Source organism: Wolbachia endosymbiont (group B) of Cyclophora punctaria (assembly GCF_964028235.1).
Lineage (GTDB): Bacteria > Pseudomonadota > Alphaproteobacteria > Rickettsiales > Anaplasmataceae > Wolbachia.
In genome coordinates, this window is record NZ_OZ034749.1 from 747746 (window position 1) to 761961 (window position 14216).

A 14216-nucleotide genomic window follows, 5' to 3' on the forward strand; every position below is an offset into this window, starting at 1 on the left:
CAATTATTAACGATAAAATTAAATAGATTAAGCAGCAATTACAATATCATGTCAAGTCTCTGAAAGAAATTAATTCAAATTAATAAGAAACTTAAAGAATTTTAAGGTGTTTCTGCTGTAATGGCGGGAGTGATGAGACTTGAACTCACGACCTCATGCGTGACAGGCATGCGCTCTAACCAACTGAGCTACACCCCCCATTGCTTTTTAACGTTTGCAACTTTAAAGCTAATCAACGTGTTGCCACTTGTCAATATTTTTTGTTTGCGCTTTTTTGTCTTTTTTATTACTATGTAAATAACTTAATTTCACACATGGCTTATGCAAATAGTCCCATTAGGGTTATGCCATGGAAGGTAAACTATTTGGAGGAGTAAATATGATAAATTTGCCTAAAGTTACTATACGTGATTTAGCTGAATCTGGTGTGCATTTTGGCCATAAAGTTAGTCGCTGGAATGCGAAAATGGCCCCATATATATATGGTATACATCAACAGAATCGTATACACATAATAGACTTACGAAAAACATTACCATTGTTAGAGGTGGCGATGAAAGCTTTATACGATGTTGCATCTCAAGATGGTCGCATTTTATTTGTTGGTACGAAATTTCAAGCTTTAGATATTGTTGCAAGTGAAGCAGTTCGTTGTGGTCAGTATTATGTAAATGATCGATGGCTTGGTGGTATGCTTACTAATTGGAACACTGTTTCTTCTTCGATAAAAACTTTGATACAATATGAGAAAATATCCAATGATGAAGATAGCATCTTAACAAAAAAAGAATTAGGAAACATTGAAAAGAAAAGAAAAAAGCTTGATAAAGAATTGGGTGGAATTAGAGAAATGGGAGCAGTTCCTGATATTTTATTTATTATTGATACTAACAAAGAGCATATAGCGGTTAAAGAGGCTAAAAAACTGGGTATTCCTGTAGTTGGAGTACTTGATACCAATTCTGACCCAGATGGTATTGCCTATCCTATACCAGGAAATGATGATTCAAGAAAATCAATAGAGCTCTATTGTAAATTAGTTGCTGATTCTATATTAGCTGGAATAGAGTCTAGTTTGACAAGGTCTAGAGTTAAGGATGATGAGCTTATTCAAGAAAAAGAAGAGGATACTGTGCAAACTAAAAAGAAGCGTATTAAGGTTGAAACAGAAAGGGAGGTAATAGTAAGTAAATGAAGATGGATTCAAGTAGTATAAGGGAATTACGCGATAGAACAGGGCTTGGCTTAAGCGATTGTAAGAAAGCGTTAGAAGAGTGCGATGGTGATATTAAGAAAGCCGTTGATAGGTTACGTACAATAGGATTTGCTAAAGCTGACAAAAAGTCTGATAGAGTAGCTTCGGATGGGCTTATTGCTATGTGCTTGGCTAAAAATTATGGTGTATTGGTTAAAGTCAATTGTGAAACTGATTTTGTTGCTAGAAATGAGAAGTTCATAGCATTAGTTTCAAATTTAGCATCAATTGCTTGTCAAGAACGTTGTACTAGTCTTGATGAGTTAAAAAATGCCAAATATGAAGATGTTGGTACAGTGCAGGAAGCTATTATGAGTGGTACATCGGTTCTTGGTGAGAAGTTAGAGTTAAGCAATCTTTGCTACCTAGAGACTAAGGATGGGATTATTGCTGGCTATGTACATGGTGATATGAATGGCTTAGGTAAGATTGGTGCTTTAGTAGCATTGCAATCATCTGGTGATAAACAAGAGATTGGAAAGCAAATAGCTATGCATGTAGTTGCTATGAAACCTGAAGCTTTATCTATAGATGATTTAGATCAAGAAAAATTAAACAATGAGCGTTCTATAATTGAGGAGCAAGTAAAGAGCTTAAATAAACCTGAAGAGGTAGCGAAAAAAATAGTAGATGGACGAATGGCTAAATACTATGAAGAAGTTGTTCTGCTAGAGCAGAAGTTTATAAAAGATGATAAAATGAAGATTGCTGATTTTATAGAATCAAGTGCTGTTAAATTAGCTAATTATAAGTTACTTACTTTGGATGGTGCAAATAAGTAACAAAACTTCAGAAGTAAAATACCCCAGAGTGTTATTCAAAATCTCTGGGGAGGCTTTGATGGGATCAAAGCTATTTGGCCATGATATGGAAGTGATAGATAAACTATCCAAAGACATAGTTGAAGTTTGTAATCTCGGAGTTCAAGTTTGTATTGTTGTTGGTGGTGGGAATATTTTTCGTGGTGCATCAGCATCTTTAAGTGGCTGTGAAAGAGCAAGCAGTGATTATATTGGAATGCTTGGCACTGTCATTAATGCTTTAATTTTGCAAAATTTTTTAGAAAAAAGCTCTATAGTCTCTAGGGTGTTGTCTGCTATACCTATGACTACTATATGTGAGCCTTATATAAGAAGGAAGGCTATTCATCATTTAGAAGAGGGCAGGGTGATAATTTTTGCAGCAGGAACGGGTAATCCATTTTTTACTACGGATACAGCTGCAGCTTTACGCGCTGTTGAAATGAATTGTAATGTTATTTTAAAAGGTACGCAAGTAAGTGGCGTGTATTCTGCTGATCCAAAAAAAAATGAGAATGCTGTAATGTACGATAGGCTTTCTTACACAGATTTGTTAACTCGTGATTTGAAGGTTATGGATGCGTCAGCAATTTCACTTGCTCGTGAAAATTCTATTCCAATTGTAGTTTTTTCTTTGAAAAGTGAAAAAATGGTCAATATTATTAAAGGTCAAGGTACTTATACTATAGTCTCAGATTATAAACATTAGGTAATTTATGTTAAACGAAATAAAAGCTAAAACAAGAGAAAGAATGCTAAAAACTATTCAGTCTTTTCATGATGATATGAAAGGTGTACGTACTGGTAGAGCTAACTCATCATTACTTGATGGTATAGTTGTAAATATCTATGGTGGACATCAAAAACTGAACCAAGTTGCAGGCGTTTCAGCTATAGATAACAAAACTCTATCAGTTAAAGTTTGGGATGCTACTGTTATCGGTGAAGTAAAAAATGCGATAATCAATGCTAACCTGAATTTAAATCCTGTTGTTGAAGGAAATACTATACGTATAGTTCTTCCAGACTTAACACAAGAAACCCGTGAGAAGTTAGTGAAGTTATTGCATCAATTTTCTGAAAATGCACGAGTTGCGATTAGAAATATACGCAGAGATATTATGGAAGAAATAGAGGAAATGAAGAAAAATAAGGAAATCTCAGAAGATGATTTTCATGTTGCCAAAAAGGAAATACAAAACATTACTGATGATAATGTAAAAAAAGTCGATGACGACTTATCTATTAAAGAAAAGGATATATTGCATCATTAAGTTAATATGGAAGAATTTTCAGTGTTGAAAAACATACAAGGATTCGATACATATGCAACTGTATGAATGCTGTGATTCAGATCTCATCATTACGCACACATTTGATCGTTATACCTTTTGAAATCTAGAAAAAAAGCTTTTCAGTTTGATTTTTTATTACGATAATTAAGTTTACACTCTTGAGCGAAAACGATGCTGAAACGCCTTTTCCTTATTTTTGCATTTGTATTACTCATCCCACTGTCAAATGTTGATGCCAGAAGATATATCAGAATTGTTGGATCTTCAACTGTTTTTCCTTTTATCTCATTTATATCTGAAGAATTCAGCCGTATATTTTCCTTTAAAACTCCGGTTGTAGAATCGATAGGAAGTGGATCAGGGTTCAAAATGTTTTGTTCAGGAATAGGGGAAGGCACACCAGATATCACTACTTCATCTCGCCCTATGAAGGAAGTAGAGAGAGAATTATGTAAAAGAAATAAAGTGAATGAAGTAATAGAGATCATAATTGGCTATGATGGAATTGTTATTGCAAATTCAAATCAAAGCCATAGATTTGATTTTACAAAAAATGACCTGTTTGAAACTTTATCTTCATATTCTGAAGACAATGATAGATTAGTAAAGAATAACAAGAAATTTTGGTCTGATGTAAATCAAGCTCTACCAAAAACAGAAATTAAAATCTATGGCCCACATCAAAATACAGGTACACATGAAACTTTGATTAATTTTATTATGCTTGATCAATATTCATGTATGAACTCAAGGATTTTCAAAGAGAATTATCAAGACCAAGAAAAAAGAAAGAAAGCATGTAGTAATATCAGAGATGATGGAAGATATATAGAAGTTGGAATTAATGAAAACATAATAATACAAAAGTTGAAGAGCAATAAAAATGCTTTAGGAATATTTAGCTTCAGCTTTTTAGCGAAAAACCAAGATGAGATTCAAGGAAGCACAATCGCAGGAATTGAGCCAACTTATAAAAATATATCATCGGGGGAGTATATGTTAGCAAGGCCTTTATATCTTTATATCAAGAAAGAACACTTAGATACTGTTGATGGATTAAGGGAATTCATTAGAGAAGTTGTAGATTCTATTAGTACTGAAGGTGGATATCTATCTAGGCTTGGTCTAATTCCACTTTCAAGTGAAAATATGAAGAAAGTCTTGGAAAAGGTTCGTGATATAATATGATGACTTTGATATTTTTTTATTCTGGATACTAGGTTAACAATAGAACGTTTAAATTTCTTGTTTTTATTGTTATCATACTTAGCTTTCCTAAGCACTCATTTACTACAAAAACTTTCTACGAAATATAACAGGCTCTATTTGTGCTCACTTTAGAAAGTTGCGCGTTTTGCAGAACACATTTGGTGATAGGTTTCTCTATGGCTATTTCACAATTTTCTTTTATGCTTTTTTGTTCTTTGTAATCCTTAACTTCTTGAATAAAATCTTCAAGCCACTTCTCACTACCTATCTTGGCATGCCGTTGTTGCTCACCTTTAAGAAGTTTTATTACAGCTGCATCTTGATTTTCAGGCACTCTTTGATATTTAAGCCACAAGTCACGAATATCAGGAGAAGCTTTTTTCAAATGAGCTTCAAAGGTTGCTTTTGTGTCTTTTGTACTTTCTTCTTGTTGATCTTGATGGAATTTAAACCAGAAATCGCGAATCTCAGGAGAAGCTTTATCCCAAAGAAGTTTAGTAATTTCTTTTATATTTCTCAGATCTTCTTGTTTCAATCTTTTACCATCACCTATATATCGTTTATTAAGACCAACTTGCAGAGGATAAAGTAAAAGGGTAGTTTTGCTCTGTGAATGTATAGGTCTATTTAAAATCATTGCTAGATTTGTATCACAATCTTCTAATACTGCTTTAACTTTTTTAACATCTAAATAATCTATTGTTTGACGTAATTTGTGGTGAAGATCACTTATTCTCTTTAAGTTTTTCACTTTTTGCATATGCGAATCATCACTTCCTTTCGCTTCTTGTATAGCTATATCACACGAAATACTCTCAATTTTTTGCTCCATTTTCTGTATACATTGATTAATTTCCTTTTGATTTTTTTGGAATATAATAAATTGTGAAGTGGTACAAGGATTAGGTAGATCGCCTTTAAACTCTTCTTGTATATTACTAGGTAATTCGTTTTTCAAAACTTCTTGTATATCGCTATCGTGATTATTTTTTATATTCTCAAAGTTGCCTTTTATAGCTTCACTAATTAATGAATCTCGAATTTTTTTTTGTCTGTCAGTTAATAACATACCTTACCTCTATCTCTTATGGCAAATTTAGCGCTATAATTATACTTATTTATAATCAACTCAACCACTATCGGCTGAGAGCCGAAAGGTTGGATATAGCGCTGGAAGCGCGGTGAGAAGCTAAAGCTACTCCAATCTTATACTAGATATAGAATGAGGCTGATGTGCATCTGTATGTTTATTGATGTACTCATTAATGACTTCATCTGTGATATGTCCGCTGGTAGCACTAAAGTATCCTCTTCCCCAAAAACGCTTTCCCCAGTACATTTTATTTAGCTCTGGAAATTCTTGTTGAATTTTGCGTGAAGACCTGCCTTTGGCTCTTTGAACAAAATCACTCACAGCTATATGAGGAGGTATTACTACGAATAAATGTAAATGATCTGATGATATTACTCCGTTTTCTATCTTAATCCCCATTTCTTCAGATACTTCTGCTATGATTGTTCGTATTCTCTCCTTCATAGCCTTAGTTAATACTCTGTACCGATATTTTGTAATCCAGACTATATGGTACCTATGATAAAATACAGTGTGTTTTCCTTTGTCATATTCCGTCATAACTATACTTTATAAAGTACAGTTATGACATTGACAAACTAAAGTTTCTCCACCTAGAAGGTGGAGGCTTGTACCATCTTATGGAAAGTCAAGAGAAAAAATTAGCAAAGCGGTTGAAGTTTTAATAACATATAGCTTTCAAAGTACTGTCTATGGAAAGTCTGCAAGTTTTACGTTCAATTGCGTTTATTGTGGGAATTTTTCTATTGTTGTTTGGCGTAGCAATGCTTATTCCTGCTATTACTAATAATTATCTAGGTTACGAATGGAAAAATTTTCTGGTTGGATTTATAGTTACCTGCATATTTAGTGCGATTTTTATTCTATTGGGTAAACTAAGTAGGTTACATGGAATGCCGGCAATTTTTGCGATTACCAGTTGTACCTGGATTGCATTATCTCTATTTGCAGCTATTCCATTTTATCTTGATAGTTTAAGCTACATTGATGCACTGTTTGAAGCAGTATCTGGGATTACAACCACAGGAGCAACTGTTCTAAGTTACATCGAGCAACAATCTCCGGGGATACTACTGTGGAGAGCAATGCTGCACGGTATAGGTGGTTTTGGAGTAATTACAGTAGGAATTGCAATTTTTCCCATATTTAAGGTTTTGAGCTTAAATAATTTACTCTATTCTGAGTACTCAGATGCTCTTAAAAGAAAGTTACCACATACGCGAAGCGTAGTAATACATATTGCAGAAATATATTACTGCCTAATTTTATTGTGCATATTTTCCTACTATCTAGCTGGCATGCCATTATTTGACGCAGTATGTCACGGAATGTCCGCTGTATCAACTGGTGGATTTGCTAACTATAACGATTCTATAGGCTACTACAATAACCCTATATTGGAGGTCATAACAATTATCTTTATGATTTTAGGCTCTTTACCTTTTCTGAGCTATTTAAAAATTATAAGACGATTAGACGTTTGTTATGATGAACAGGTCTCTTACTTTATTAAGATAGTTGTTATCTCATCTTTGCTTGCTTGTTTTTGGTTATATAAAAATTTTGACTTAGGAGTATTTTTATCATTTAGGTACAGCACATTCACCATTACCTCCTTTATCACATCAACTGGCTATGTAATGTGCAACTACTTGAATTGGAGCTTTATTTCAGTCTTAGCTTTCTTTTCAGCCTTTATTGGTGGATGTGGTGGTTCTGCTAGTGGTGGAATCAAAATCTTCCGTTTAGTCATTTTTCTAAAATCTATAAGGAATTACTTTAGCTCTTTATTAAATCCAAGTGAAAGCGATAGAGTAAAACTCAATGGTAAAATACTGGAAAATGATGAAGTTCAATCCGTCTTTACGTTTTTTGCGATTTACATGTTAACGTTCACTATATCATCAATAGTGATGTCTTACTTGAGCAATGCGGACTTTATAATTAGCATCAGCTCTGTTTCTGCAATGCTTACAAATTCTGGCCCAGGGTTTAGTAACCTAATAGGTCCTTCAGGTAATTATTCCTCCTTTAGTGGTGGAGTAAAGCTATTTCTATCGTTTTTGATGCTGCTTGGCAGGCTTGAAATATTGCCAATTTATTTTTGTATAGGTAGTTTATACTGGAAACTTTGCCATTCAAGAGTGTAACGCGAATTCAGGTTTACATTTAAATTCTATTACATATTATTATAAGTATTACAAAACTTTAAAGGACAATTATGGCAGTTATGCCAGATAAATGGATAAGGGAAAAGGCTGAAAACTCTAGAATGATAGAGCCTTTTGTGAATCATAAAAGCAGTAAGGGTGTTGTATCTTTCGGATTATCATCTTATGGCTATGATGCAAGAGTTAGTAATAAGTTTAAGATTTTTACTAATGTTAATTCAGCTATTGTAGACCCCAAGAATTTTTCTGAGAATAGTTTCATAGATAAGGAAACAGATGTATGTATAATCCCACCAAATAGTTTTGTACTTGCCAGCACGGTGGAATATTTTCGTATACCAAGGAATGTACTGGTAATTTGTGTTGGTAAATCAACTTATGCAAGATGTGGTATTATAGTAAACGTCACACCTTTAGAGCCTGGATGGGAAGGTCACGTCACACTTGAATTCTCTAACACTACTCCACTTCCTGCAAAAATTTACGCTAATGAAGGAGCATGCCAATTTGTGTTTTTAAGCGGCGAAAGTGAATGCGAGAAATCATACGATGATATGAAAGGAAAATATATGAATCAACATGGTATCACTTTGCCGTTAGTTAAGTGATTACTTTAGATAAAGCTAGATATTGATTCTTTGTATTGAAGATTAGCAAAATTTTCTTTTATTAGTTCATCACATTTTTTATCACCTAAAACTGCACGTGCAGAGTGATTTTTAAATGATTCTATAAAGCTAATAAAGAAATTTGTAGAAGGATTACTTAAAGCTTTTGCAACTTCTTTTTTTTCTTCATCATTGGCAAGCTGATTAAATAATTCTTCACCTTTTTTTTGTAGCTCATTTTGAAATTCTTGTTTTACAGTAGCCTTATCCGCTCTTTGCAAGAAGGAAAACTCTTCAAAAGTGTACAAGGAAGAGACAATACTGTTAAAGGTACCAGTAAAACATGCACTGCCAACAAGTACTCCGTATTCTGTTTGCGATTCTACTAAATGTTTAACCAGTTGATATTTTCTCTGTGATATGCGGGTATTAATATCTATATTATTATCAGTACTTTTTTTATTTTTATCCTTACAAGCTTTCCAAACCAAACTTAAAACTTGCTTCAATCTTAATCCACTTCCACTATGTGAATCAGGGTCATTTTTTATACGCTTTAGGCACTCAAGCGCATGTTTTTGCTCATCTGCTGTGAGTTGATCTTTATCTACAGCTTTTTGTGTGCCATTTGCTATGCACTCTAACTGATCAATAAATCCTTCTATTTCCTTTATAAACTTATCATCAACATAAGGCTCGCCATAGTTTTCTTTTAGCTTTTGAACGTTAATATTAATTGCATCATTTACATTAGTATCATGCGTTGTTTGTGGGATACGCGCTGCCTCCATAAATGCTTCAGTTCTTTGATCTAACCATTCTGGTAATTTGCCTCCTGCAAGAACATATAGCTTACTCAATGCTTGAGCGACTAGAGTTAATGCTAGAACAAGAACAATAGATGCTATGAGTAATACTACAGCTAAACCAATGACTAGCCACCTCACAGGGGCTAGTAAAATATCTCTTAATTTTGACGTTCTTTGTATGTTACCTGGTGTATTTACTACCACTGGCATAATTAATTTTAAATAGTATCACTATCGTCAATATATTATATTTCTCTTATTTTGTCAACTCACATTTCTACTTCTGTACTTTTTCATTCTTTCTTCTAATTACTATAGATGCATTTCTTTATTAATTGATATCCTCTCAAGCAGCTAAAACTGATTGCATTCGCCTAGTTACAAAAAAATGTCTGTGCTAAAACATGCTCATATATAGCTCTTTTTCTAATAGTTTGAATAGCTGGATATTCTTTCTGGCTCAATTTTTTATAGCAAACCAATGGTTTGATTAAAATCAGGAGAATATGGAGGCAGATATATAACTTCAGCACCGATACTTTTAACAAATTCACTTATTTTCTATAAAAAGTTGCATTATCCAAAATCACCCAGCAATAAAGCTTGAACTAGCTATTAAAAACGTCTGTATCGCAGTAGCCTTCAAAAATCATAGGCGCCATAATTTTTCCCTTATTCAAAGCTGCAATCATACTAATACGCTGACTTTTGTGTTATCAATTCCAGATTAGTCGATATATACAAGAATTTCAGTGTTTTTTGTTGCTATGAGTTTTTTAAGCTCAGCACGTTTTTTCTGCGTCCTTAAATAGTCCTAATTTTAATTTGTTTTGAGTTTAAAGTCTTTCGTTAGGTTTGCAGAATACATTTCCTTATTATCTTGGTTATAGAAAGTAAATTTGTGATCGTCTAAACCTAATATTGCAAAGCCAAAGCCGAAAAAGTTTCTAACTTCGTGTGCTAAGTAATTTCTACTATTTGGATAGTTAAATTCTACGTTTTGATAAACAGGTTCTTGATCTTGAGCGTGTAATAATGCACCGCCGTTTCCAACTATAATCTGATCTGGAACATTATCCATTAATAAAATCTGGGCTATATGAATGTGGCCAGAAACTATGGTAGTAACATTGCTTGGAAATTTATCTCCAAAAGCTTCAATTTGTGTAAGATTACCATGGCTTTTTAATGTCAAAAATTCTTTTTTTGGAGATCTCCAAAGTGGTTTATGAGTCAAAAACCACGTGGGCTTATCTTGTATCAATTTATCAAACTGCCTCTCAAAAGCATCAACTGTGCTTTGGGTTGTAAAAATTTCCTCACCGGATGAAGAGTCGAAGATAAAAAACTTCATCGGCCCAGCATCTAAGAACCAACTGGAAATAAGATCTTCACATTTTTGAGGGAAAAAGGGGTATGAATCTAAATATCTGAACCATCCTTCATAAGCTCTATTACAACTCTCATGATTTCCACGAACAAAAAGAAAAGGAGATTGTGTTAAAATATCTTTTGCAGGCTCAAACCAATCAGCGTACCAAGCTTCTTTGCTATATCCATAAATATCGCCGCACTTTTTTGTGTTTCTACATTTTGTTTGTCTATAATGATAATCACCAACATGGATAATTAAATCTGGTTTATGAAAAGCGATTGAATCTAAATTTTTTTTCAAAGGCCAGTTATCTACAGAATTACATTCTTGCTGAAATAACATATTTATTCTACATCCTGTATCGCCAATGAAGGCAATTTTGCTGATCTTTTCCGCTAATACGGGAACTTTTATATTGTCAATACTAATGTTTTGAGCATTTGTTTCTACTATCAGTTCACAAACTGTTTCGGTATTGTTAATTGAGCTGCGATTTAGCATTTCTACTGCCTTATTATCGACGTAAGCAATGGGACACATGTTATTGTCTATAATCGCACGTATGCTTAATTTATTTTCTGGAATGATTTGAGACCATGTGTACAATATTTGTGCATGAGTGGGGTAAAAGCTAATTGTAAGAGATAGAATTAAAAAAATGAAGATATTAGCTATTTTCATTTGTATAAAGACCTAAATTAAGAATTAGCAGTAAGATTATCTTAAATGATTAAAGTTTGTAACCATAAAATTCATAGTTAAATTATACAGGCATTTCCTAAATTATCCTAGTATCAGATTGACACTTTAGATGAAAAATCCTAAAATGATTAAGTAATTTAAAGTAATTATATAGAAACTAGAATAAAGTGCGGTCGTGGTGGAATTGGTAGACACGCAGCGTTGAGGTCGCTGTGGCTCACAAAGCCTTGGAAGTTCAAGTCTTCTCGACCGCACCAAGTTGTTTGGTGTAGGTGAAATGTTTATAGGAAATCAAAGTAGAAATAAAGTAGAAAGGGCCATCAGTGAAGTCAGGCGTGGTCTTCCAATTTTAATATATGATGATGAAAATAACTATCTATTGCTTGCTGCTGCTGAAACTTTAGAAAAAAATTTATTTAGTCAATATAAGCTTATATCAGGTAATGTGTATGTTACTTTGACTGCAAGTAAGGTAAAATACATATGTCAGAGTAAAGAACATAGTAGCAAACGTCTGTTGATAAGCAATTTTGATGAACTGCTCCATTTAATAAACTGTTCAAAGGAAGATTGGATAAAAGAGTTGCAATGCTCAAAGACAATAGATGCTTATGCTGTTGCCTTGCTTAAGTTCTCAGAATTATTGCCATACGCGTTAGTGGCTGATATGACTTTTGAGAATAAACATGAAATGCGAAATTGGTGTGAAGAAAATGACATTATTGCACTAAATACGTTACTTGTGAATGATTTTCAACAAAATCATAGTGTGTATGAAGTGTGCAAAACATCATTATTTTTAAAACAGACTCAAGAAGTAGATATCATATCTTATAGAACCAAAAGTGGCGGAAGAGAACATTATGCAATTATCATTGGCAATTCAGATAAAGATAATGAGCCATTAGTGAGAATTCATTCTTCATGCTATACAGGAGACTTATTAGACAGCTTATCATGTGATTGCAGAAGCCAGTTACATCAAGCGATTCAAATAATGACCGACTTTGGGAATGGCATTATATTATACTTGATGCAAGATGGGAGAGGCATTGGTTTAACTAATAAGTTAAGAGCATACAGTATGCAAAGAAAATATAATCTTGATACTGTTGATGCAAATAGAGTATTGGGTTTTGAAGATGATGAAAGGAGCTTTGCTGTTGCAGCTAAAATACTTAAGAAATTGAACATTAACAAAATACAATTACTTACAAACAATGGTAGAAAGTTATCAGAGTTGAAAAATAACGGTATAGAAGTTACAAAGTGTATACCACTTATTATGGAACGCAATGAATATAATGATTCATATATGGAAACAAAATTTGGCAAGTTAGGCCATGGATTAAGGGTTTATTAGCTTTTTTGTTATAACTACTTTGTTAGCTTGCTATGTTAATTAATATAAGTTAAGATTTTTAAGAATATTGAGATGCTGAAATTTTTAAAACAAGAAAAAAGTAATGATTCATTGGATAAGGATATAAATTGGAATTCAAGTCGCTATAGCACAGTTGTTGCTCAGAGAAATACTTTACTTTTATTTACATTAATATTACTAGTTGCAATTTCTATAAGCATATTAGCTATATTTAAAATTAGCACAAGTAGCACTATTGAGCCATTCGTTATAGAAATTGATAAAAAGTCAGGAATAGTGCAATTGGTTGATCCTGTTACAGTAAAACAATATTCTGCAAATGAAACGCTGAACGATTATTTTATTTCAGAGTATATAAAAGCAAGGGAGGTTTTTGATCCATATAATTATAATTATAATTATTATACAAAAGTAAGGTTGTTTTCTTCGCCTAGTGTATATAGTGAATTTAGCAATTATATAAAATCGCAGAATATGAATGACCTTTTTAATTTATATTCAGATGCTAAAGGTGAGTTGAAAATTCGTTCAATTCAAAAATTAGGTAACGATGCTCTTCAAGTGAGATTTTCTATAGAATTTACACGAAAAGATGGAAATTCCTCAAGGAAAAATAAGATAGTTGTGATGTCGTATAAATATGCATCGCTTGAAATGAATGATCAGCAAAGATATATTAACCCGTTAGGGTTTCAAGTTATTTCATATAGAGTAGATGATGAATATGTGTAGGATATTGTTAGTTTTAGCTTTACTAATAAGTGGCAACTTAAATGCATCTATTAATAATAAACCTATTTCTGTAGATAGTAGAATAAAGACTTTTGTATATAGCCCTAATGAGGTGTTTACAGTAATTTTTAGTCAAGGTTACTATTCTTATATTGAGTTTGCAGAAGGGGAAAAAGTCAAAAATATTGCTGTTGGTGATGCATCAAGTTGGAAAATTAATCCTTATGATAATAAACTGCTTGTCATGCCATTTGAAGTCAGTAGTCGCACTAACATGATTATTACGACAACTAAAAAGAGAAATTACATTTTTGATCTAATTTCAAGACCAAATTACGATAAATACCCAGATACTGATGCTAAAAAAGTGGATCATGATTATTCCGTTGAAAAGGATATATCTTACGTAATACGTTTTTATTATCCTCAAGAAGAAGATGAATTTGATGTTGATTTAGATGAGGTTTCTTTACCTACTCAAATGCAATACATTACAGAAAAGCCAGAAAAAATAATACAAGAAAATAATACGAGGTACAACTATACATATATTGATGAAGGTGGTAACGTAGATATAGTTCCAATTGAGTTATTCGATGATGGTTATTTAACCTATTTAAAGTTTAGAAATAGTAATAAAATTCCTCAGATTTTTATAGAAGGCGAATCCTGTAAAAGGCTGTTATTTGATGATTATGTTGTAATAAAAGGAGTACATAAAAAGCTATTAATGCGTTATGAAGGTAGTGAAGTTGAAGTTATAAATAGGTCACTTTAGTTGTG

At 32.8% G+C, this 14216-nt stretch carries 14 protein-coding genes, 2 tRNA genes and 1 pseudogene; 11 read left to right on the forward strand and 6 right to left on the reverse strand.

All coding sequences use genetic code 11. The features are described from left to right. Positions 1-121: 121 nt before the first annotated feature. Positions 122-198, reverse strand: a tRNA-Asp gene (locus ABWU33_RS03590). 181 nt (positions 199-379) lie between these two features. Between ABWU33_RS03590 and rpsB the strand changes: the two genes are divergently transcribed. The 5 genes from rpsB to ABWU33_RS03615 all read left to right on the forward strand — a co-directional run bounded on the left by rpsB (position 380) and on the right by ABWU33_RS03615 (position 4538). Continuing rightward, on the forward strand, positions 380-1195 hold the full coding sequence (gene rpsB / locus ABWU33_RS03595) for a 30S ribosomal protein S2 (protein ID WP_211908765.1): 816 nt from the start codon (positions 380-382) through the stop codon (positions 1193-1195). Then, positions 1192-2037 (forward strand): translation elongation factor Ts, encoded by an 846-nt coding sequence (gene tsf / locus ABWU33_RS03600; RefSeq protein ID WP_250120328.1) that lies wholly within the window; start codon positions 1192-1194, stop codon positions 2035-2037. The genes rpsB and tsf overlap by 4 nt, the downstream gene beginning before the upstream one ends. Beyond that, positions 2021-2764 carry a UMP kinase gene (gene pyrH / locus ABWU33_RS03605; RefSeq protein WP_015588403.1) on the forward strand — a complete coding sequence of 248 codons (744 nt, stop codon included), beginning with the start codon at positions 2021-2023 and terminating at the stop codon, positions 2762-2764. Before tsf ends, pyrH begins: the two co-directional genes overlap by 17 nt. Before the next feature lie 7 nt (positions 2765-2771). Then, complete coding sequence (gene frr / locus ABWU33_RS03610; protein ID WP_211907935.1) at positions 2772-3329, forward strand: ribosome recycling factor; 558 nt, start codon at positions 2772-2774, stop codon at positions 3327-3329. Positions 3330-3521: 192 nt separating this feature from the next. After that, positions 3522-4538, forward strand: a complete 1017-nt coding sequence (locus ABWU33_RS03615) for a substrate-binding domain-containing protein (RefSeq protein WP_135352867.1) — start codon at positions 3522-3524, stop codon at positions 4536-4538. 115 nt (positions 4539-4653) lie between these two features. Here the strand turns inward: ABWU33_RS03615 and ABWU33_RS03620 are convergent, their stop codons facing one another. Further along, complete coding sequence (locus ABWU33_RS03620) at positions 4654-5517, reverse strand: hypothetical protein (protein WP_353281023.1); 864 nt, start codon at positions 5515-5517, stop codon at positions 4654-4656. 237 nt (positions 5518-5754) lie between these two features. Continuing rightward, on the reverse strand, positions 5755-6192 hold the full coding sequence (gene tnpA / locus ABWU33_RS03625) for an IS200/IS605 family transposase (RefSeq protein ID WP_265024376.1): 438 nt from the start codon (positions 6190-6192) through the stop codon (positions 5755-5757). A 152-nt stretch (positions 6193-6344) separates the two neighbouring features. Between tnpA and ABWU33_RS03630 the strand changes: the two genes are divergently transcribed. Continuing rightward, a complete protein-coding gene (locus ABWU33_RS03630; protein ID WP_250120329.1) occupies positions 6345-7802 on the forward strand; it encodes a TrkH family potassium uptake protein in 1458 nt (485 codons plus the stop codon). A 71-nt stretch (positions 7803-7873) separates the two neighbouring features. Next, the gene (dcd, locus tag ABWU33_RS03635) at positions 7874-8431 is read left to right on the forward strand and encodes a dCTP deaminase (protein WP_006012513.1); all 558 of its coding nucleotides are present in this window, start codon (positions 7874-7876) and stop codon (positions 8429-8431) included. A 5-nt stretch (positions 8432-8436) separates the two neighbouring features. Here the strand turns inward: dcd and ABWU33_RS03640 are convergent, their stop codons facing one another. From ABWU33_RS03640 to ABWU33_RS03650, 3 genes and pseudogenes are all read right to left on the reverse strand, one after another. Then, positions 8437-9450, reverse strand: coding sequence for a hypothetical protein (locus tag ABWU33_RS03640; protein WP_250120331.1), 1014 nt, complete (start codon positions 9448-9450; stop codon positions 8437-8439). Between the two features lie 253 nt (positions 9451-9703). Then, a pseudogene (locus tag ABWU33_RS03645) lies at positions 9704-10045 on the reverse strand (transposase); the annotation flags it as partial. 15 nt (positions 10046-10060) lie between these two features. Further along, the gene (locus ABWU33_RS03650; RefSeq protein ID WP_353281026.1) at positions 10061-11296 is read right to left on the reverse strand and encodes a metallophosphoesterase family protein; all 1236 of its coding nucleotides are present in this window, start codon (positions 11294-11296) and stop codon (positions 10061-10063) included. 190 nt (positions 11297-11486) lie between these two features. Here ABWU33_RS03650 and ABWU33_RS03655 point away from each other — a divergent pair. The 4 genes from ABWU33_RS03655 (at position 11487) to virB9 (ending at position 14211) form a co-directional block, all read left to right on the forward strand. Next, positions 11487-11574: transfer RNA gene (locus tag ABWU33_RS03655), tRNA-Leu, on the forward strand. Between the two features lie 20 nt (positions 11575-11594). After that, positions 11595-12680 (forward strand): GTP cyclohydrolase II, encoded by a 1086-nt coding sequence (locus ABWU33_RS03660; RefSeq protein WP_353281027.1) that lies wholly within the window; start codon positions 11595-11597, stop codon positions 12678-12680. 72 nt (positions 12681-12752) lie between these two features. After that, positions 12753-13433, forward strand: coding sequence for a virB8 family protein (locus ABWU33_RS03665; RefSeq protein ID WP_211907953.1), 681 nt, complete (start codon positions 12753-12755; stop codon positions 13431-13433). Next, positions 13420-14211 carry a P-type conjugative transfer protein VirB9 gene (virB9, locus tag ABWU33_RS03670; protein ID WP_019236950.1) on the forward strand — a complete coding sequence of 264 codons (792 nt, stop codon included), beginning with the start codon at positions 13420-13422 and terminating at the stop codon, positions 14209-14211. The genes ABWU33_RS03665 and virB9 overlap by 14 nt, the downstream gene beginning before the upstream one ends. The last annotated feature ends 5 nt before the right edge of the window (positions 14212-14216 follow it).

Coding starts and splice junctions, on each gene's coding strand:
- rpsB (WP_211908765.1), top strand. CDS start 380: ATGATAAATTTGCCTAAAGTTACTATACGTGATTTAGCTGAATCTGGT.
- tsf (WP_250120328.1), top strand. CDS start 1,192: ATGAAGATGGATTCAAGTAGTATAAGGGAATTACGCGATAGAACAGGG.
- pyrH (WP_015588403.1), top strand. CDS start 2,021: ATGGTGCAAATAAGTAACAAAACTTCAGAAGTAAAATACCCCAGAGTG.
- frr (WP_211907935.1), top strand. CDS start 2,772: ATGTTAAACGAAATAAAAGCTAAAACAAGAGAAAGAATGCTAAAAACT.
- ABWU33_RS03615 (WP_135352867.1), top strand. CDS start 3,522: ATGCTGAAACGCCTTTTCCTTATTTTTGCATTTGTATTACTCATCCCA.
- tnpA (WP_265024376.1), bottom strand. CDS start 6,192: ATGACGGAATATGACAAAGGAAAACACACTGTATTTTATCATAGGTAC.
- ABWU33_RS03630 (WP_250120329.1), top strand. CDS start 6,345: ATGGAAAGTCTGCAAGTTTTACGTTCAATTGCGTTTATTGTGGGAATT.
- dcd (WP_006012513.1), top strand. CDS start 7,874: ATGGCAGTTATGCCAGATAAATGGATAAGGGAAAAGGCTGAAAACTCT.
- ABWU33_RS03640 (WP_250120331.1), bottom strand. CDS start 9,450: ATGCCAGTGGTAGTAAATACACCAGGTAACATACAAAGAACGTCAAAA.
- ABWU33_RS03650 (WP_353281026.1), bottom strand. CDS start 11,296: ATGAAAATAGCTAATATCTTCATTTTTTTAATTCTATCTCTTACAATT.
- ABWU33_RS03660 (WP_353281027.1), top strand. CDS start 11,595: ATGTTTATAGGAAATCAAAGTAGAAATAAAGTAGAAAGGGCCATCAGT.
- ABWU33_RS03665 (WP_211907953.1), top strand. CDS start 12,753: ATGCTGAAATTTTTAAAACAAGAAAAAAGTAATGATTCATTGGATAAG.
- virB9 (WP_019236950.1), top strand. CDS start 13,420: ATGAATATGTGTAGGATATTGTTAGTTTTAGCTTTACTAATAAGTGGC.